We start from the raw sequence: 17,595 nt of genomic DNA, 5'->3' as shown, positions 1-17,595 counted from the left end.
GTCAGTTGACCGTGACCTGGCCAAGCGCCGGTTTCTGTTCCTGGGCCTGATGCTGCGGCGCGTAGACCTGGGTGAAACGCACCGGCGGCAGATTGAACTGGCCTTTTTGCGAAAAGCGCACCAGGTGACGCACGCGCAGTTCGCCGCTCAAGGCATCCACCGGAATCGCGTAGGCCATCTGACCCGGCTCGAAACGCGCCTTTTCCAGCGCCGTCGGCTCAGTGCCGGCCTTGCCCAGCAACTTGATGCCCCAGGTGGTGCGCTCGACATCGGCGCCCGGTGGCAGCGGCACCTCGATCATGCCGTAACGCAGTGGTTTCATGGCTTTGCTGGTGATGATCACCTCGTCCAGGTACAGGCTGTCGCTGGACAACGGCTGGGTGCCGACCGCTTCCAGTTTGAAGGTGAAGGCTTCGTCACCCGGCACCAGACGCGACAGCCGACGGGTAATGGTCACCGCCATCGGATCAACCGGCGGTTGCCGGGTCTGAAAGCTCAACGCCGCGCGCAATGGACGCTCTTGCACGCCGGCCAACGACAGCACTGCCGGCACGGGCGCAGCACCCTGCCACGTCCAGTACATCTCGCCGGTTTCGCCGTACTGTTTCTTCCAGCCTTCACCCGGCGCCAGGGCGATAGTCGGCGAAGCCTGCTCAATGCTGCGCTGCAACCAGGTCAACGCCAACGCGCGTTCCAGGGTCGATTGCTGTGGCAGCAGACGCTGCAACAACGCTTGCGCGTGTGCCTGATCGAAGGCTTGCAATGACAGGTTCAAGGCTTCGGCGAACGGCTGAGAGCTGACCGCCAAACGCTGTTGCGCATCCGCCAATTGACGATTGAACGCATCGGGCAGGTTCACCTTGGACTGACGCGCCAGCGAGGCCGTCAACGTACGTGCCGCCGCCAACCCCAGCGCCGACTCCGGATCGCTCATGACCAGACTGTCTTCACCGTCCTCCATCAGGTTCGCGGCATTGCCCTCGCCGGCTTTCGCCAGGTCGTCCATCAAACCGCCGAGCAAGGTGTTCACCGGCAACTGCATCTGCTTGGCGAACGACAGGATCAACGCGCGCTGCAACAGCGGCGTGTTTTTCGCCTGCTTCGAATAGACCTCCAGCACCCGCTGCCAATGCTCCGGCGGCAGGCTCAGTTCCAGCGCTTTGCTGGCGTACCAGTCGGCGTAGTAGGCGTAGGCCGTGAGGAACGCATCCGGTTCACCGTCCATGCCCCACCAGGTGAAGCTCGCCGACGGCCCGGCCATTTGCACCAGACGCAGACGGCTGTTTTGCATGATCAGGCGCAAGCGATCGCGGATCTGCGGGTTCGACGCCAAGGTCGGATAGGCGATGCTCAACGGCAGCAAACGACTGGCCGTCTGCTCGACGCCACCGTACGGATAGCTCAGCAGATCATCGAGGGCCGCGCGGAACAGCGCTTGCGGACTGTCGTCCAGGCGCAGGCGAATGTCCGTGGCATCGGCCGGCAAGGTCAGCGGCGTATCGCCGCTGACCACGTCCAGGCTCTGGCTTTGTGTGACCTGCCAGCCGTCACCGGACGCGGTCAGGCGCACGGCCAGCGCATCGGCGGTTTTGCCGTCCTGCACCAGTTCGGCAGTCCATTCGCCGGAGGCCAGCGCGAACGCCGGCAGCGTGATGTAGTTGATGCCGTTGTTCAGCGTGACCGGCACACGTTGCTCGGTGCCGGCGTAATGCATCACCAGCTCGGCCTTGACCGGTTGCTCGGCCTGGCTGAAGGCGAACACCCCGAGATCCGGTTTGTCGCCGGCACGGAATCTGGTCGGCCCGCTCCACTTCAGGTACAGCGGTTTTTCCGAGCGTACAAATTGTTTCTTCTGCCCGACCTGACCGTCATCGGCGATGGCCCGGGCGGTGATGCGCCAGCGGGTCAGCGAGTCCGGCATCTTGAAGGTGAAACGGGTTTTGCCGTTGGCGTCGGTGATCAATTCCGGTTGCCAGGCAGCGGTGTCGACGTCTTCACGACGGGGCCGCTCCAGCACTTTCACGCCACGCTCGCTACGGTTGGCTTTGCCCGGTGCGCCGGGGCTGCCCGGCAACGCCACGTCGTAGCTGATGAATGAAAGACTGGCGCTGGTGCGCACATTGTTGCGGCGCGGGTGATAGAAAAACTGATCGATGGTCGGCGCCACTTCCGGTTGCAGCGCGTAGACCATTTCATCCACCACGCTGACCGTCAGGTGCGCCGGAACCGGCTTGCCGGCGAACTGGGTGGTGAGGTCTACCGACACCGTGTCACCGGGCTGATACGCCTCTTTATCGGTGACGATGGCCACGTCGATTTGCGGCGCGATCACCTTGATCCCGGCGTTCTGGAAACTGTACTGACCGCCCTTGGTGTAGAGCACGGAGAAGGTCAGGTTCGGCGCGAAGTTGTCTTTCACCGGGATGCGCGCGCGGTATTGGGTCTCGCTGAGTTTTTCCATCTTCAGCCAGTCGCCGCCCTTGGACATCAGCGCAGTGGCCTCGACCTTGTCGCGCTCCAGCGACAGCAACGCATCGCTCACCGGCTCGGGGAAGGTGATCAGCGCCAAGGCTTCGTCGCCGGCCTTGTATTCGGCTTTGTCGAGGACGATTTCAACGGTGCCGGGCACGGCTTTGACGCCATCGCCGGTGACCGAATGCCCGGTCGCGCCGACCACGCGGCCATGCTCATCCTTCAGCGTCAGGTTGTAGGTGCCTGGTCGCTCGAAGGCCACCGTGAAACCTTTGTCGCTGGCGGCAAGTTTGCCTTCGCCACTGGTCTGGTCCTCCAGACGTACCCAGCTGTAGCTGCTCGGCGTGACCGCTTTGTTTTGCTCGCCGCCGCCCTCATTCAGGAAGCTGAACACCACTTTGTCGCCCACCGCACTGAAACGCTGCGGCGCGCTCAAGCGGAAGCTCGCGGCGCCACGGTCGATGAGGATTTCCTTGGTGGTCTTGACCCGATACGCCGCGCCGTCGCTGGCAAACACCGTGAGCATGTAACGGCTCGGTTTATCGGCGGCGGGCAGGTCGAGGGTCGCGTTGCCTTTCGAGTCAGTGGTCAGTTCGGTGCTGGTCAGCTCCACCGGGAATTGCCCGAGGTATTGCAGCTCGTTATCGACCATCGACAGTTGCTGGGCACGCAGGCTCAGGCTCAACTTGGCGTTCGCGACTGGCTTGCCGTCGGGGTACAACAGCACCAGGCTGCCTTTCACCGACTCGCCAGTGCGGTAATCCTGCTTCGCGAGGTTCAGCGAGATTTCGAAATGCGGCTTGATGTATTCGGCCACGCGGAAGGCGCTGCTGTAAGCCTGATCCTTGTAGCTGAAACGCAGTTCATAACCACCCGCCACCGCATTGTCCGGCAACTGGAAACGGCCCTGAGTGCCGGACTTGGAGTCGAGTTTCAGCGCCAGCGATTGCAGCGCGGTACCCGTGGCATCGAGCACCGTGACGTTCACATCCGCCGCCGTCGGCAACACCGAATCCCGGGCATTCTTGAACTCGCGACCGACGATCTTCAGCGACACCCAATCCCCCGGCCGATACAGCGGCCGGTCGGTGAACCCGTAGAGTTTGGTGTCGTAGATTTCGCTGTCGTAGTAGAAGTTCTCGGAGACGAACACCCCGCCCTCTTCGTCCTCGCCAATCACGAACGAACGCTCCGGGCTGACGTGTTTCAGGCGTAGCAAACCATCGGCATCGGTGGCGCCGCTGCTCATCACGCCGAGGCCATCGGTCCACAGCACATTCACCTTCGGCACGGAACTGCCTTCGTGTTTGCGCGCGGCCCACACCAGCAATTCATCACCGGCAATCTTGCTCACCGCCACGGTGTTGGAGACGAACACCATGGTGGTCGCGCGGTATTTGCCGATCAGCGCTTCCACCAAATACAGGCCCGGTTTCAGGTGCCCCAACGGAATGTAAACGTTGCCCGGCGCGACGCTGACAAATTCACTGGAGGAACCGGCCAGGTTCACGCCTTCCGGTGGCTGGATCGGTTTCGCTTCCCACAGCGGATAACGGAACTGGCTGACAACCGGCAGACCCGGTATCAGTGCGAATTGTGGCCGAGCGTCGTAAGGCGTCGGCGCGGCAATCGCGCTGCCCATCTTCAGTTCCGGCACTTCCTCGGTGACTTGCTTACGGGATTCGTAGGAAAACGCCCGCTGCATCACGCGACGGGATTTGCGGTACCAGTTGTCCCACAGGTACGCGAGGGTGTTCGACAAGCCTTCGCCCTTGAACTGACCGTCGCTGACCACCCGGTGCAGGTTTTTCTGACGCTTGAGGAAATCCAGCGGCTTGTCGATGCGGTACACGCGAATGTCGGCGCCGCCGTAAGGTTCCATGCGGAAACGGCGATAGTCGCGACCCGGCGCTTCAAGACGCACCATCGCCTGTTCGTCACTGGCGAAACTGCTGTCGGCCAGCAGGAAGAAGCTTTCACCGGCCATCGGCGTGTAGCCGCTTGGCTCGACGGTGTCTTCGGCGTTGACCGCCGATAACGGCAGCACCCACAGCAACAATAGAGGCAGAAAACGCAACATGCGGGCACCGGTCATTGGGAGAGAAAGTTCAGTCGATAGACGCCGATGAAGTTGGGGTTGGCTGCGTCGGGTATCCATCGGGTGTCCTTCCATGTCATGAGTTGCTGCAGGCTCGCGGAACGCATGCCGTTGTCAGTGGGGGTGGTGGTGCCGGTGTGATAGGCGATGTAGCGGCCCATCCAGATCATCAGGTGCTGGTCGTCGCCCTGATCGAAAAACATCAGGTCGCCGGGCCGGGCTTGCGCCAGGTCACGGCCCACCAGATGGCTGTTGAACTGAATCAGTTTGATCGCGTTGACGTACGGACCGACCTTGCCGCCGCCTTGCTGCCATTGTTGGGCGAGACCGCGCTGAGCCTCGCTCAATTGCAGTTCCGGCGGCAGGTAGCGGTTGGACAGGCCATTGCTGCGCAGCCATTTGTCGTCGTGGACTTTCAGCGCTTCATTGGCGGCGAAGCGCACCAGTCCGGCGCAATCCTGCTGATACCAGCGCGGGCTCGGGCCTTGGGTCAGTTGTTCCTGGGCAATGCGCACGAACCAGGCGCGGAATACCTGGGATTGCTGCGGATCCAGCGCGGCGGTTTCACTGGCGAATGCGCGACTGCCCAGCAACAGCGCCAGCAGGCCGAGGCCTCGGATAATCGCGGTCACAGGGCTTTCCACTCCAGCGGCAGCCATTGCCAGTGGCCGTCGGGCTCGCTGCCTTCGGGCAGGGTCAATGCGTACTTGCCGTAGCCGCCGAGTTTGCGCAGTTTCGGGATCAGGTAGGTTTGCGCGGCGTTGTAGAACACCGGTTCCATGTCTTGCGGCAGGCTGTCGAGGGTTTCCTGCTGCATCAGCTGCGCCATGGAATCCGGGCCGAAGTAGACCGGCATCAGCAGGTCTTTCGGCACCACATCGGCCATCGGCGGGAAGCGTTTGTCGAGGGTGCCGAGGGCTTTGTCGACGAGTTTGTCGTCGAGGGAAAACAGCAGCGTCGAACCGTGGCGGGCCAGGCTGACTTTCATGAACGCCTTGCCGGTGATCGCGTCCGGGTCCTCGGCGTCCTTGGCCGCATACGGGCCGAAGTTGGAACTGACCTGACGCTGCCACTGATGGTTTTCGCCGTCCTGCTTCTCGACCACCGGGAACGCGTGTTCTTCAACGTTGCCTTCATAGGCGCCGACCATCGAGCCGAACAGCGTACCCAGGTCACCGTCGAGTTTGGCGCTGTCCTTGTCGTTCAGGCTGGCCACCAGCAGCGGCGTGTAAAGCCGCGAATCGGCGTACCAGCACAGGCCCGCAGCACCGGCCATGTGCTCGGTCAAGGCCTGGGCCACGGCGTCTTCGGCGCCAAGTTTCACCAGCAACGGCTTCTGTTGTGCGGCGGCGAGCGGCAGGGCCACACAGGCGCTGGCGCCCATCGGCATGGCTTGCCAGATCGGCTTGAAATCGAAATCCGGCTGGTTCTCCAGTTCGTCCATGGCGAGGAAGCTGTGCCAGCCTTTGTCATCCAAGTCGAAGCGCAGTCCGGCGAAGTTCGGAATGAAACGCTGGTAACCCATGGCCAGGACGCTGGCGTTGACCGACAGGCGTTGCTTCACTTCCGGCGCGCGGGGTGGCAGGCCGAAAGCTTCGGGGAACAGTTTGTCGCCGTTGAGCAGCGCGGCGATGGCCTGGGTCGAGACGCTGCCTGGCTCTTGTGATGCTCCGCTCTCCGGGTCGTGAAGCTTGGTCGGATTCGACAGCACCACCAGTTTGTCGCCGTGGGAAGCGAACAGCAGCGCCTTGCTGGCGTTGTAGGTCAGCTGATAGAGCGCCACGTCGTCGGCGCCGACTTTCAGATCGCCGACTTTGCTCAACTGCGTATCGTCCAGCGCCACTTTCGCCAACGGCTCGAGCACCTTGGCCAGGCCACCGCGATCCATCACCAGCAGGAAGTCTTTCAGGCGACCGTCCGCCCCGCGCCACAGCGCCACGTCCGCCGGTTGATCGAAGAGTTGCTCGATCAGGCTGTCCTGCAACTTCAGGTCATGCTCGTAGATGATCCGCCGCAGACTGCCGATCAGCCCGAGGCGATCGACATGCGCTTCGTAATAGAAGACGAAGTCTTCGGTCAGGGTTTCCTTGAGGAACGGCACCGCCAGCAGGTCCTTGGGCAATTGGCTCAGGGAATGGGTTTCGAGCAGACCGTCCGGGCGGCTCATCCCCAGCTTGTCGCTGGCCAACTGCGCCGGGGGCGCCTTGGGTTTGTGCATGAACCAGCCCAACCCGGCCGCTACGCCGGCCACCAGGCACAGCCCGATCAGCACGGCAGGCCAGCGACGAGAAGGTTTGGCAGCGGCTGCCGAAGAAACAGTGTTATCACTCATGTTCACAAGGCCCAATCATCCGTGGAGCGGGATGCTTAATAGTTGAAAGTCTTGACCAGCAGCAGGTCACCGATTGCGCGTAGGGGCACGATGAACGTCTCGCGTTTTTCGTCGACGGTGTTTTCGTTCAGCACCAGGTTGATCTGCGAGGTGATGACCTCGTTCTGGTTGCTGGTCTCATCGAAGTTATAGCCTTCGCTGCCGAAGTTGCCCCAATAGTTCACGTAAACCAGATAGGTGCCATGCAGCGGCGCGGTCATGGTGAACATTTCCGGGCCGGGACCGTCGACGCCGTCCGGGTCCAGGCCGCCGCCGTTGGTCAACGCCGTGTGGGCGAAAAACGCATGCTGGCCGTCAGGGGTAATGATGTGCAGGTCGAGCTCGGCTTTCGGATCGTCCCACCCCAGCACCACGCGAATCCGCGCCGGGGTGCGCAGGTTGTTGGCTTCATAGAATTGAACACGCTTGAGCGACTGGCCTTCGGCGCTGCGCACTTCGACGCTGTTGGAGCCCGCGCCAAAGGCATAGGGCCGGGCGAACCGCCCTTCATCGTCGGTGTACAGATTCAGCGGATTGCCGTTGACGGCCAGGGTGTGCGGCCCGCGCTGCGTGCCGATGGCCTTGAGCTGGCCTTCGATCATCGTGCGATTGCGCTGCACGCCGCGGTCGATGGGCGGCGTGGGGTAGGCCACTTGCGGGTTTTCGCTGCGGTCGAGCAAGCCGTTGTAGCGCCAACCGCCCACCGGCTCCGACAACTCAGCCGTCGGTGCAGCCAGGGCCGCGCTCGCGCAGACCAGCCCCATCAGCACTAAAAGACATGAACGCATGTGACGCCTCCTGCCATGCATAACGAAACCTTGCGCCTGATCCTCGGCGCCTTACAGATCCAAAAACTGCGTTTCGTCAGAAAGACCCGTGACTAATGGGCCGTAAGAGGCGCGAAGGTTAGCGATTTGGCAGATTTTTAACAATCGGATACATCTCGATTTGCGGGGGATATCACGAGGAGGGTTCCTGTAGGCGTGAGCACGCTCGCGAAAAACCTGAGCACACCGCGGGGCATCTGATTTCCCGCGTTATCGTTCATGACCATCGCGAGCCTGCTCGCTCCTACCGGGAGAATTGCGCTGTACGCCCGCTCATTTGCCCATAACCCCCATGTCTGCTAGTGTCGCGCCGGTTTAACGTCAACCGGAAATCGCCGCCATGGCCCGCAAAAAAGCTGCACTGGATTTCGAACAATCCCTCGCTGACCTGCAAACGCTGGTAGAGCGGCTGGAGAACGGCGAGTTGTCGCTGGAAGATTCGCTGACGGCTTTCGAGCAAGGCATCGGTCTGACCCGTGATTGCCAGGCGGCGCTGGCCCAGGCCGAGCAGAAGGTGCAGGTGCTGCTCGAGCGTGATGGCGAGCTGGCCGAGGAACCCTTCGACGCGGATCAGCCAGAATGATTGCAGCGTACTCCGCCACCAGCCAGGCCCGCGTCAACGCGGCGCTCGAAACCCTGTTCAACCCGCCAAGCCCGGAACTCGCGCGCCTGTACGAAGCCATGCGCTACAGCGTGATGAACGGCGGCAAACGCGTGCGCCCGCTGCTGGCCTACGCGGCCTGCGAAGCGCTGGGCGGCAAGGCTGAGCAAGCCAACGGCGCGGCCTGCGCGGTGGAACTGATCCACGCTTATTCCCTGGTGCACGACGATTTGCCGGCAATGGACGACGACGATCTGCGTCGCGGCCTGCCGACTACCCATAAGAAATTTGATGAAGCCTGCGCGATCCTCGCCGGTGACGGCTTGCAAAGCCTGGCCTTCAGCGCCCTGCTCGATCCGAGCCTGAGTTCGATCGACGCGCAAATCCGCCTGCAGATGGTCAGCGCCCTGGCGCTGGCGGCCGGCCCGGCGGGCATGGTCGGCGGTCAGGCCATCGATCTCGGCTCGGTGGGTCTCAAACTCGATCAAAAAGCCCTCGAATACATGCACCGGCACAAGACCGGCGCACTGATCGAAGCCAGCGTCAAACTCGGTGCACTGGCCAGCGGCCGTGCCGAAAAAGATGAGCTGAAGTCACTGAAGACCTATGCCCAGGCCATTGGCCTGGCGTTCCAGGTCCAGGACGACATTCTCGACGTCGAAAGCGATACCGAAACCCTCGGCAAACGCCAGGGCGCCGACATCGCGCGCGACAAGCCGACCTACCCGGCCCTGCTCGGCCTCGACGCGGCCAAGGCCTACGCCCTGGAACTGCGCGATCAGGCCCTGCACGCGGTGCGACCGTTTGACGCGGCCGCCGAGCCCCTGCGCGACCTGGCCCGTTACATTGTCGAGCGCCGCAGCTGACGGCGTATCCGCCAAAAAAGACCAACGCGTGGGCAGGGGCCGAAGCATCAGGTAAACTGCCGCCTCTTCTATACCTATAACGATTCGCCTGATGCCCACGACGTTTCATGAGATTCCCCGCAAGCGCCCGACCACGCCCCTGCTCGACCGTGCCAACACGCCGGACGGCCTGCGCCGGTTAGGCGAAGCCGAGCTGGAAACCCTGGCCGATGAGTTGCGCCTGGAATTGCTCTACACGGTCGGTCAGACCGGCGGGCATTTCGGGGCCGGCCTGGGCGTCATCGAACTGACCATCGCGTTGCATTACGTCTTCGACACCCCGGACGACCGGCTGGTGTGGGACGTGGGCCATCAGGCCTATCCACACAAAATCCTCACCGGCCGTCGCGAGCGCATGGGCACCCTGCGCCAGAAGGACGGCGTTGCCGCCTTCCCGCGTCGCTCCGAGAGCGAGTACGACACCTTTGGCGTCGGTCACTCCAGCACCTCGATCAGCGCCGCGCTGGGCATGGCCATTGCCGCCCGCCTGCAGAACAGCGATCGCAAGGCGATTGCGGTGATCGGTGACGGCGCGCTGACCGCCGGCATGGCCTTCGAGGCGCTGAACCACGCGCCGGAAGTGAACGCCAACATGCTGGTGATCCTCAACGACAACGATATGTCGATTTCGCGCAATGTCGGCGGGTTGTCGAATTACCTGGCAAAAATCCTCTCCAGCCGTACCTACGCGAGCATGCGCGAAGGCAGCAAAAAGGTCCTGTCGCGCCTGCCCGGCGCCTGGGAAATTGCCCGGCGCACCGAGGAGTACGCCAAAGGCATGCTGGTCCCTGGCACGCTGTTCGAAGAGCTGGGCTGGAACTACATCGGCCCGATCGATGGCCACGACCTGCCGACGCTGATTGCCACCCTGCGTAACATGCGCGATCTGAAAGGCCCGCAATTCCTTCACGTCGTCACCAAAAAAGGCAAAGGCTTCGCCCCGGCGGAAGTCGACCCGATCGGTTACCACGCGATCACCAAGTTGGAACCGGTGGATGCGCCGGCCGCTGCGCCGAAAAAGGCCGGCGGGCCGAAGTATTCCGGGGTGTTTGGCGAATGGCTGTGCGACATGGCCGCCGCCGATCCGCGCCTGGTGGGCATCACCCCGGCGATGAAGGAAGGCTCCGACCTGGTGGCGTTCAGCGAGCGTTTCCCGCTGCGCTATTTCGACGTGGCGATTGCCGAACAACACGCGGTGACGCTCGCGGCCGGCATGGCCTGCGAAGGTGCGAAACCGGTGGTGGCGATCTATTCGACGTTCCTGCAACGGGGTTACGACCAGCTGATTCATGACGTTGCGGTGCAGAACCTCGACGTCTTGTTCGCCATCGACCGCGCCGGCCTGGTGGGCGAAGACGGTCCGACGCACGCAGGCAGCTTCGATCTGTCGTTCCTGCGCTGCATCCCCGGCATGTTGGTGATGACCCCGAGCGACGAGAACGAACTGCGCAAGATGCTCACCACCGGTCACCTGTACAACGGCCCGGCGGCGGTGCGTTATCCACGTGGCAACGGCCCGAACGCAATTATTGAGAAGGACCTGCAACCGATCGAAATCGGCAAGGGCGTGGTTCGCCGTCAGGGCAGCAAAGTCGCCCTGCTGGTGTTCGGCGTGCAACTGGCCGAGGCGCTGAAAGTCGCCGAGACGCTGGAGGCGACTGTGGTCGACATGCGTTTCGTCAAACCGCTGGATGAAGCACTGGTTCGCGAAATCGCCGGCAGCCATGAGTTGCTGGTGACCATCGAAGAAAACGCGATCATGGGCGGTGCCGGTGGCGCGGTCAGCGAATTCCTCGCCCGCGAGAACATCCTCAAGTCGATGCTGCACCTGGGCTTGCCGGACAGCTACGTCGAACACGCCAAGCCGGCGCAGATGCTGGCGGAGTGCGGGCTGGACGAGGCCGGGATCGAAGCAGCGGTCCGTCAGCGCTTGCAACTGCTGAACATCTAACCGCAGAACCCGTTGTGGGAGCGGGCTTGCTCGCGAATACGGTGGATCAGTCAGCATCAGTGTTGACTGACACTCCGCTTTCGCGAGCGAGCCCGCTCCCACATTTGATTTGCGCTCGCTTTAAAGTAACAACGGACTGCCGATGAAACTCTCCTCCTTCGCCCTGACGCTGACCCTCATGCCGTCCTGTCCGCTCCTGGCCGACACCTTCGAACGCGACCAGGCGCTCAAGCTCCCAGACGTGCTGATCAGCGCCAACCGCCAGGTCGAAGCGCGCAACGACAGCAGCGCCGCCAACACCGTGTTCACCCGCGAAGACATCGATCGCCTGCAACCGGGCAGCGTCACTGACCTGCTGCGTCGCGTGCCGGGTGTGCAAGTCGGACAAACCGGCGGGCGCGGCAGCCTGCCGGGGATTTACATTCGCGGCACCAAGTCGGCGCAGAGCCTGGTGCTGGTCGATGGCCAACGCATCGGCAACTCGACCTCCGGCGACAGCAACCTGCAACACATCAATATCGAACAGGTCGAGCGAGTGGAAGTGCTGCGCGGCTCCCGTTCGGTGATTTATGGCAGCGACGCGATTGGCGGGGTGATCCAGATCTTCACCCGGCGTGGCGCGGAACAAGGCCTTCAGCCACGCCTGCACATGGGTTTTGGCAGTAACCAGGCCTGGGAGCGCAGCCTCGGGGTGTCCGGCGGCGATGAGCAAACCCGCTTCAACCTCGGCGCCAGCCTCGATGAGACCGCCGGGATCAATCGCAGCCACACGTCGTACCCCAGCGACGGCGATCATGACGAATACCGCAACAAATCCGTAAGCTTGAGCCTGAGCCACGCTCTCAGCGACGACATCGAAATCGGCGCCAACCTGTTGGATAACCGTGGCAAAAGCGCGTTCGACAACCCGTTCGGCCGCTTCGATATCGACACCTTCGAATCGGTGCAGCAGCAGCCTTACAACGAGTTCACGGTGAGCAGCTTCAGCAGTTATGCCGATGCGCGCGTCAAAGACCGGTGGAAGACCCGCGTCGAAATCGGCCACAGCGAAAACCGCGAAGAGACCTTCGACAAGCTCAGCGACGAACACAGCGTGTTCAACACCTACCGCGACTCGCTGAACTGGCAGAACGACCTGACCCTCGACGCGCGCAACAGCCTGATCCTCGGCGGCGATTGGTATGAAGACCGCATCAACAGCAGCACGCCATTCGACGAAGACAGCCGCTGGAACCGCGCGGCGTTTGTTCAGCATCGCTTTCAAGCCGACAGTTTCTCCACCGAGCTGGGCCTGCGCCGCGACCAGAACCAGCAGTTCGGCAGTCAGAATAGCTGGAGCGGCACGCTCACCCTGCCGTTGAACCCGGACAACGACCTGTTGCTGACCTACAGCGAAGGTTTCCGCGCACCGACCTTCAACGACCTGTACTACCCGGATTTCGGCAATCCGGACCTGAAGCCGGAAACCTCGAAAAGCTACGAGCTGCAATGGCGCAGTCAACTGACCGACAGCAGTCGCCTCGAGGCCTCGCTGTATCGCACCGACCTCAAGGACGCGATCATATTCGGCAGCAACGACCGCCCGCAGAACGTCGCCGCCGCGCGGATCAACGGGTTCGAAGCGGCGCTGAAGCAGGAGTTGTTCGGTTGGCAGAGCAATCTCGGCGTGGCGATCATCGACCCACGGGACCGCGACAGTGGCCACACCCTGGCCCGTCGTGCGCGGCGAACGTTGAGCCTGGATCTGGACCGACAATTCGATCGGCTGGGCCTCGGCGCCAGTTGGCAGGCGGTGAGCAGCAGCTATGACGATGAGAACAACCGGCAGCCGTTGGGTGGGTATGGGTTACTGGGGTTGCGCAGCAGCTGGGCGCTGAATCACCAGATCAAGCTGGAGCTGAAGGTGGATAACCTGCTGGACAAGGGTTATAGCCGGGCGCTGTACAGTCATGACGGCAGTCAATATGGGTATCGCGAGGAAGGTCGGGCGTGGATGTTTGGGGTGACGTGGACGCCCGGGATCTGATCCGAGCGTTGTTGTGCTTACATCGACCTCTTCGCGAGCAAGCCCGCTCCCACAGGGTCAGCGTGATTCCTGTGGGAGCGGGTTGCTCGTGAAGGCCGCACCTCGGTTCAACGGTCCGGCGCGATAACCTGGCACAACTTGGCCGTCGCCTCAATCATCTGCCCGCTCGGCCGCTCCAGCCCCTTGTCCGTCACCAAACGCAATTGTCCCTGCGCCACCGCCGCCACCTGCGGCCAGGCCTTCCATGCATCGAGTTGCGCCTGATCGCTGGCCACAATCACCTCGGGATTACGCTGCAATACCGCCTCCACACTGACTTGTGGCGCGGGCAGCGTCAGGTCGGCAAACACATTGCGCGCGCCGCACACCTCCAGCGCATCGCTGATGATCTGCCCGCTGCCAACGGTGTACAGCGGCCGATCCCAGACCTGATAAAACACGCGTAACGGCTCATCCCGCCGATAGCGCTGGCGCAGCGACGCCAGGCGTTGACGCAAATCGGCGGCCAATGAAATGCCGCGCTCGGGCCGGCCGAGTCGCTCGGCGATCGTCTCGATTTGCGCGCTCAGTTGTTCGAGGGTGTGGGGGTCAGCGACATAGGTGGGGATGTTCAGCCGCTTAAGCTGTTCGCGCTGGGCCGGGCCTACGCTACCGGGCCAGAGCAGCAGCAAATCGGGTCTCAGGCTGAGCAGGCGCTCCATGTCCAGTTGGCCGTAGCGGCCAACGGACGGCAGATCCTTGAGCTGGGCCGGGCGTTCACCGGCATCCAGCACACCCACGAGCAGGTCGGCGGAATCCAGTTCAACCACGATTTCAGAGAGGGACGGCGCAAGGCTGACGACGCGCTCAACCGAGAAAACCGGGCCGCTGACGGCCAGCAGCAACACCGCCAGCCAGACCCGCGACATCAGCCGAGTTGACGCGGAATACGGTAGAGGTAAAACAGCACCGTGGTCGACAGCGCCAGCAACACCAGCGGCACCGCTTCGAGGCCAACGAACACCGCCAGCGCGCCGATCCAGGCCGGCAAACCGGCGGCCAGGAATGCCGCGCGACGTTTAGCCGCGAGGGCGATCCACGCAGCCGGCTCTGCCGGTGTATCAAGGGCTTTCTGGGTCGCGATCAGCGCATGCTTGTAGCCACCAAAGAACTTCAGGCTGACAAACATTGAGGCGACACCGGCGATGAAGAGCGGCATCGCCAACACCGGCAAAATCGCCTCAGTCTGGCCAAACACGCCGTTGATCACGAACAGCGGCACGAGGGCCAAGGCCAGATATTGCCACCAGTTGACGGACAGTCGCCGCCGCACCTGGCCGCGGGTCACGCCCGGTCTGCCTCGCCCTGGTGCTCGTTACCCATCATGTGGTCGAGCTTGCTGGCCTTGGTGGCCAAGTAAAGTTTGTTGTGCGGATTATGGCCGGTGTGCAGCGGCACGCGCTCGGCTACTACGATGCCCATGTCGGTCAGCGCTTTGACCTTGCGCGGGTTGTTGGTCATCAGCCGCAGGGACTTCACCCCCAAGTGCTGGAGCATCGGCAGGCACATGGCGTAGTCGCGCTGATCGGCGGCAAAGCCCAGACGCTCGTTGGCTTCAACGGTGTCGGCGCCGCCATCCTGCAATTCGTAGGCGCGGATCTTGTTCAGCAGGCCAATGCCGCGGCCTTCCTGACGCAGGTACAGCAACACGCCGCGGCCTTCACGGGCGATGGCCTGCAACGCGGCCTCAAGTTGCGAACCGCAGTCGCACCGCTGGCTGAACAAGGCATCGCCAGTCAGGCATTCGGAGTGCAACCGGCCGAGTACCGGGGCACCGTCGTCGAACTCACCCAGGCTCAGCACGACATGTTCGCGCCCGCTTTCTTCGTCGAGAAAGCCGTGCATGGTGAATTGCGCAAAAGGCGTTGGCAGCTTGGAAGCGGCGACAAAAACGACAGGCACCGGTGTGCTCCTGATCTATAGGTACTGGAGATTCGCAGACGCGGCATTGTAACAGCACGTTCCAGCGCACGCTTAGGCTGAATTATGGGGCATAACGATCTAAAAGTTTGATTGCTGGGCCCGCTCCCACACGGTGATCCATATCAATCACATATTCGTGTTCAATTTGAGTCAAACGGATACGGCTGCTTCCAGCGCTCGAAGATCGGCCTCAACTGACCGCTTTTGACCAGCAACTCCATGCGCTGATCAAACAACGCCATCAGTTTCCGCGCCTTGGGGTTGTCGGCAAAGCACAGGTACAGCGGCAATTCGGTGATATGCGTGCGCTGGAACTCGGACGGATCCTTGGCCCGGCGGACCACGTAATCCACCTCGGTCAGGGCATCGATGTAAAAGTCGGCGCGGTTGTGGGTGAGCATCGACAAAATGCCCGTACGCCGAATGACTTCGTTATAGCGGTTAACGTTGGGCAGGTAATTCTGGAATTTGTAGCCGCGGACCCAGGCGAGTCGATAATTGCCCAGCGTCTCCAGGGTCGGCGCCGGATTACTGGCCAGCCCCAAGGCATAGATGTGATCGGTGTCGTAGTTCCAGCGCGGATACAGCAGATCGCTGACTTCATCGCGATAGCCACCGACACAGGCGTCCACTTCGCCTCGCTGCGCCAGGCCGACGGCGCGGGTATACGGTTCGATGCGGATATCCAGCTTGATCCCTGCCGGTTCGAAGACTTCGCGCAGCACGTCCCAACCCAGGCCACGGCCATCAGCGGCGGTATAGTCTTCCCATTCTTCGCTGGCCAGGTGAATCACCGACGGCGTTGTCACGGCCTCCCCCGCCTGGGCGAGCGTGCCGAACACCGCGAACATCATCACCGCCAACCAGCGTCGAGCCATCCCAGTCCCCAGTTTCGCCAGTCAGGCGAAAATCCATACCAACCCTTGCATCGCCAACCAGGCAAACACCCCGGCCAGTACGTCATCGAGCATGATCCCGACGCCGCCGTGCACATGACGGTCAATCCAGTGAATCGGCCAGGGCTTGAGAATATCGAAGAAGCGGAACACCACAAACCCGGCAAGCAACCAGTACCAGCCTTCCGGCACCAGCCACAGGGTGATCCACATCCCGACCATTTCGTCCCAGACGATGCCTTCGTGGTCGTGCACCCGTAAATCGTCGGCCACTTTGCCGCACAGCCAGAAGCCGAACAGCATGGTGATGCCCAGCATCAGCCAGTAACCCCAGTCGGGCAGCATCTGCCACAACGGGATAAAGGGTAGCGCAACTAACGAACCCCAGGTGCCCGGCGCCTTTGGCAAAGTGCCCGAGCCGAAGCCGAACGCCAGGAAATGCCAGGGATTGCGCCAGACCGACGGCGGTACGAATTCCGCCGGAACCTGTTTGGGATGATCTGTCACGGTGTCTCCCGAAAATGTTGATAGCCCCGTGTTTGCGGGGTGATGTCTTGTCCGGCAGCATCCAGCAGCCACACGCCCTGCCCAGCCGCCACGCGTCCTATTACATGGACTGGCCAGCCATCCGCCAGCAGTCGTGGCAACTCGACGGACGGTAAGGTGAAGGCCAACACGTAATCGTCGCCGCCACTCAGGGCCGCCTGCTCGGCGCCCGGTTGGCCGAGGAAGGCCACTAAAGCTTTCGACAGCGGCAATCGTTCCCGTTCAACCTGAATGCCGACCTGCGACGCCAGCGCAATGTGCCCGCAGTCGGCGAGCAGGCCGTCGGAGATATCCAGCGCCGAGGTGGCCTTGCCGCGCAAGGCCTGACCCAGCGCGAGTTGCGGTTGTGGCGACCAGTAATGCGCCAGCAGCGGATCGGCGACAGCGGCCTCCGCCGTTCGCTGACCGAGCACCAGCGCCAAGGCGCCAGCGGCATTGCCCAGTTCACCGCCGACGCAGAGCAAATCACCCACCTGGGCACCGCTGCGGGTCAACGCCTGACCGGCCGGCACGCGGCCGAACACGGTCATGGTCAGGCTCAAGGGCCCACGGGTGGTATCACCGCCAACCAGCGCCACGCCGCAGCTCTGCGCCATGAGGTTCAAACCGCGGGCGTAGGCTTGCAGCCAATCGGCGGTCACCGTCGGCAAAGTCAGGGCAAGGGTAAAGGCAACGGGCGTGGCGCCCATGGCCGCCAGGTCACTGACGGCCACGGCCAGCGAGCGCTGACCGAGCAGAAACGGATCGCAAGGGTCGGCGAAATGCACACCGGCCACCAGCGTATCGGTGGAAATCGCCAACTGCTCCCCCGAGGGCACAGCGAGCAAGGCGCAGTCATCGCCGATCCCCAGTGCAACGCCTTCGCCGCCCTGCGCACAAGGCGCGGCGGCGAAGAAGTTACGGATCAGCTCAAACTCACCCATAGCGGTTGCAAGCGCCA

The 17,595-nt window shown here is 62.6% G+C and carries 14 protein-coding genes; 4 read left to right on the top strand and 10 right to left on the bottom strand.

Annotated elements, in window-relative coordinates; all coding sequences use genetic code 11:
- Position 1: 1 nt before the first annotated feature.
- The 4 genes from NTD84_RS06130 to NTD84_RS06115 are packed head-to-tail and all read right to left on the bottom strand — an operon-like array spanning position 2 to position 7,729.
- Positions 2-4,567 (bottom strand): alpha-2-macroglobulin family protein, encoded by a 4,566-nt coding sequence (locus NTD84_RS06130; protein ID WP_262164066.1) that lies wholly within the window; start codon positions 4,565-4,567, stop codon positions 2-4.
- A complete protein-coding gene (locus NTD84_RS06125; protein ID WP_410017332.1) occupies positions 4,564-5,229 on the bottom strand; it encodes a DUF1175 domain-containing protein in 666 nt (221 codons plus the stop codon). The genes NTD84_RS06130 and NTD84_RS06125 overlap by 4 nt, the downstream gene beginning before the upstream one ends.
- Positions 5,199-6,902 carry a DUF2138 domain-containing protein gene (locus NTD84_RS06120; protein ID WP_262164064.1) on the bottom strand — a complete coding sequence of 568 codons (1,704 nt, stop codon included), beginning with the start codon at positions 6,900-6,902 and terminating at the stop codon, positions 5,199-5,201. Before NTD84_RS06120 ends, NTD84_RS06125 begins: the two co-directional genes overlap by 31 nt.
- Before the next feature lie 35 nt (positions 6,903-6,937).
- Positions 6,938-7,729: a YfaP family protein gene (locus NTD84_RS06115; RefSeq protein WP_262164063.1), complete on the bottom strand. Its 792-nt coding sequence runs from the start codon at positions 7,727-7,729 to the stop codon at positions 6,938-6,940.
- 379 nt (positions 7,730-8,108) lie between these two features.
- Between NTD84_RS06115 and NTD84_RS06110 the strand changes: the two genes are divergently transcribed.
- The 4 genes from NTD84_RS06110 to NTD84_RS06095 all read left to right on the top strand — a co-directional run bounded on the left by NTD84_RS06110 (position 8,109) and on the right by NTD84_RS06095 (position 13,251).
- Complete coding sequence (locus NTD84_RS06110) at positions 8,109-8,351, top strand: exodeoxyribonuclease VII small subunit (protein WP_007894317.1); 243 nt, start codon at positions 8,109-8,111, stop codon at positions 8,349-8,351.
- Positions 8,348-9,235 (top strand): (2E,6E)-farnesyl diphosphate synthase, encoded by an 888-nt coding sequence (gene ispA / locus NTD84_RS06105; RefSeq protein WP_262164062.1) that lies wholly within the window; start codon positions 8,348-8,350, stop codon positions 9,233-9,235. The genes NTD84_RS06110 and ispA overlap by 4 nt, the downstream gene beginning before the upstream one ends.
- A gap of 91 nt (positions 9,236-9,326) precedes the next feature.
- Positions 9,327-11,225, top strand: coding sequence for a 1-deoxy-D-xylulose-5-phosphate synthase (gene dxs, locus NTD84_RS06100; protein ID WP_262164061.1), 1,899 nt, complete (start codon positions 9,327-9,329; stop codon positions 11,223-11,225).
- 142 nt (positions 11,226-11,367) lie between these two features.
- Positions 11,368-13,251 (top strand): TonB-dependent receptor domain-containing protein, encoded by a 1,884-nt coding sequence (locus NTD84_RS06095; protein WP_262164060.1) that lies wholly within the window; start codon positions 11,368-11,370, stop codon positions 13,249-13,251.
- A gap of 107 nt (positions 13,252-13,358) precedes the next feature.
- Here NTD84_RS06095 and NTD84_RS06090 read toward each other — a convergent pair whose 3' ends face one another.
- From NTD84_RS06090 to thiL, 6 genes are all read right to left on the bottom strand, one after another.
- Positions 13,359-14,159: a cobalamin-binding protein gene (locus NTD84_RS06090; RefSeq protein WP_262164059.1), complete on the bottom strand. Its 801-nt coding sequence runs from the start codon at positions 14,157-14,159 to the stop codon at positions 13,359-13,361.
- The gene (locus tag NTD84_RS06085; RefSeq protein ID WP_262164058.1) at positions 14,159-14,578 is read right to left on the bottom strand and encodes an MFS transporter; all 420 of its coding nucleotides are present in this window, start codon (positions 14,576-14,578) and stop codon (positions 14,159-14,161) included. The genes NTD84_RS06090 and NTD84_RS06085 overlap by 1 nt, the downstream gene beginning before the upstream one ends.
- Positions 14,575-15,192: a GTP cyclohydrolase II gene (ribA, locus tag NTD84_RS06080; protein WP_262164057.1), complete on the bottom strand. Its 618-nt coding sequence runs from the start codon at positions 15,190-15,192 to the stop codon at positions 14,575-14,577. Before ribA ends, NTD84_RS06085 begins: the two co-directional genes overlap by 4 nt.
- Positions 15,193-15,353: 161 nt before the next feature.
- Positions 15,354-16,091, bottom strand: a complete 738-nt coding sequence (locus tag NTD84_RS06075; RefSeq protein WP_262164056.1) for a substrate-binding periplasmic protein — start codon at positions 16,089-16,091, stop codon at positions 15,354-15,356.
- A gap of 21 nt (positions 16,092-16,112) precedes the next feature.
- Positions 16,113-16,616 carry a phosphatidylglycerophosphatase A gene (locus NTD84_RS06070; protein WP_131062001.1) on the bottom strand — a complete coding sequence of 168 codons (504 nt, stop codon included), beginning with the start codon at positions 16,614-16,616 and terminating at the stop codon, positions 16,113-16,115.
- Positions 16,613-17,578 carry a thiamine-phosphate kinase gene (gene thiL / locus NTD84_RS06065; RefSeq protein ID WP_262164055.1) on the bottom strand — a complete coding sequence of 322 codons (966 nt, stop codon included), beginning with the start codon at positions 17,576-17,578 and terminating at the stop codon, positions 16,613-16,615. The genes NTD84_RS06070 and thiL overlap by 4 nt, the downstream gene beginning before the upstream one ends.
- Positions 17,579-17,595 lie beyond the last annotated feature (17 nt).

The organism is Pseudomonas sp. 14P_8.1_Bac3 (genome assembly GCF_025466085.1).
Classification (GTDB): Bacteria; Pseudomonadota; Gammaproteobacteria; order Pseudomonadales; family Pseudomonadaceae; genus Aquipseudomonas.
This window is presented reverse-complemented; position numbering and strand designations above follow the sequence as displayed.

Excerpts from the sequence above, each read along its gene's own strand:
- NTD84_RS06130 (WP_262164066.1), bottom strand. The coding sequence starts at position 4,567 with ATGACCGGTGCCCGCATGTTGCGTTTTCTGCCTCTATTGTTGCTGTGG.
- NTD84_RS06125 (WP_410017332.1), bottom strand. The coding sequence starts at position 5,229 with ATGGCTGCCGCTGGAGTGGAAAGCCCTGTGACCGCGATTATCCGAGGC.
- NTD84_RS06120 (WP_262164064.1), bottom strand. The coding sequence starts at position 6,902 with ATGAGTGATAACACTGTTTCTTCGGCAGCCGCTGCCAAACCTTCTCGT.
- NTD84_RS06115 (WP_262164063.1), bottom strand. The coding sequence starts at position 7,729 with ATGCGTTCATGTCTTTTAGTGCTGATGGGGCTGGTCTGCGCGAGCGCG.
- NTD84_RS06110 (WP_007894317.1), top strand. The coding sequence starts at position 8,109 with ATGGCCCGCAAAAAAGCTGCACTGGATTTCGAACAATCCCTCGCTGAC.
- ispA (WP_262164062.1), top strand. The coding sequence starts at position 8,348 with ATGATTGCAGCGTACTCCGCCACCAGCCAGGCCCGCGTCAACGCGGCG.
- dxs (WP_262164061.1), top strand. The coding sequence starts at position 9,327 with ATGCCCACGACGTTTCATGAGATTCCCCGCAAGCGCCCGACCACGCCC.
- NTD84_RS06095 (WP_262164060.1), top strand. The coding sequence starts at position 11,368 with ATGAAACTCTCCTCCTTCGCCCTGACGCTGACCCTCATGCCGTCCTGT.
- NTD84_RS06090 (WP_262164059.1), bottom strand. The coding sequence starts at position 14,159 with ATGTCGCGGGTCTGGCTGGCGGTGTTGCTGCTGGCCGTCAGCGGCCCG.
- NTD84_RS06075 (WP_262164056.1), bottom strand. The coding sequence starts at position 16,091 with ATGGCTCGACGCTGGTTGGCGGTGATGATGTTCGCGGTGTTCGGCACG.
- thiL (WP_262164055.1), bottom strand. The coding sequence starts at position 17,578 with ATGGGTGAGTTTGAGCTGATCCGTAACTTCTTCGCCGCCGCGCCTTGT.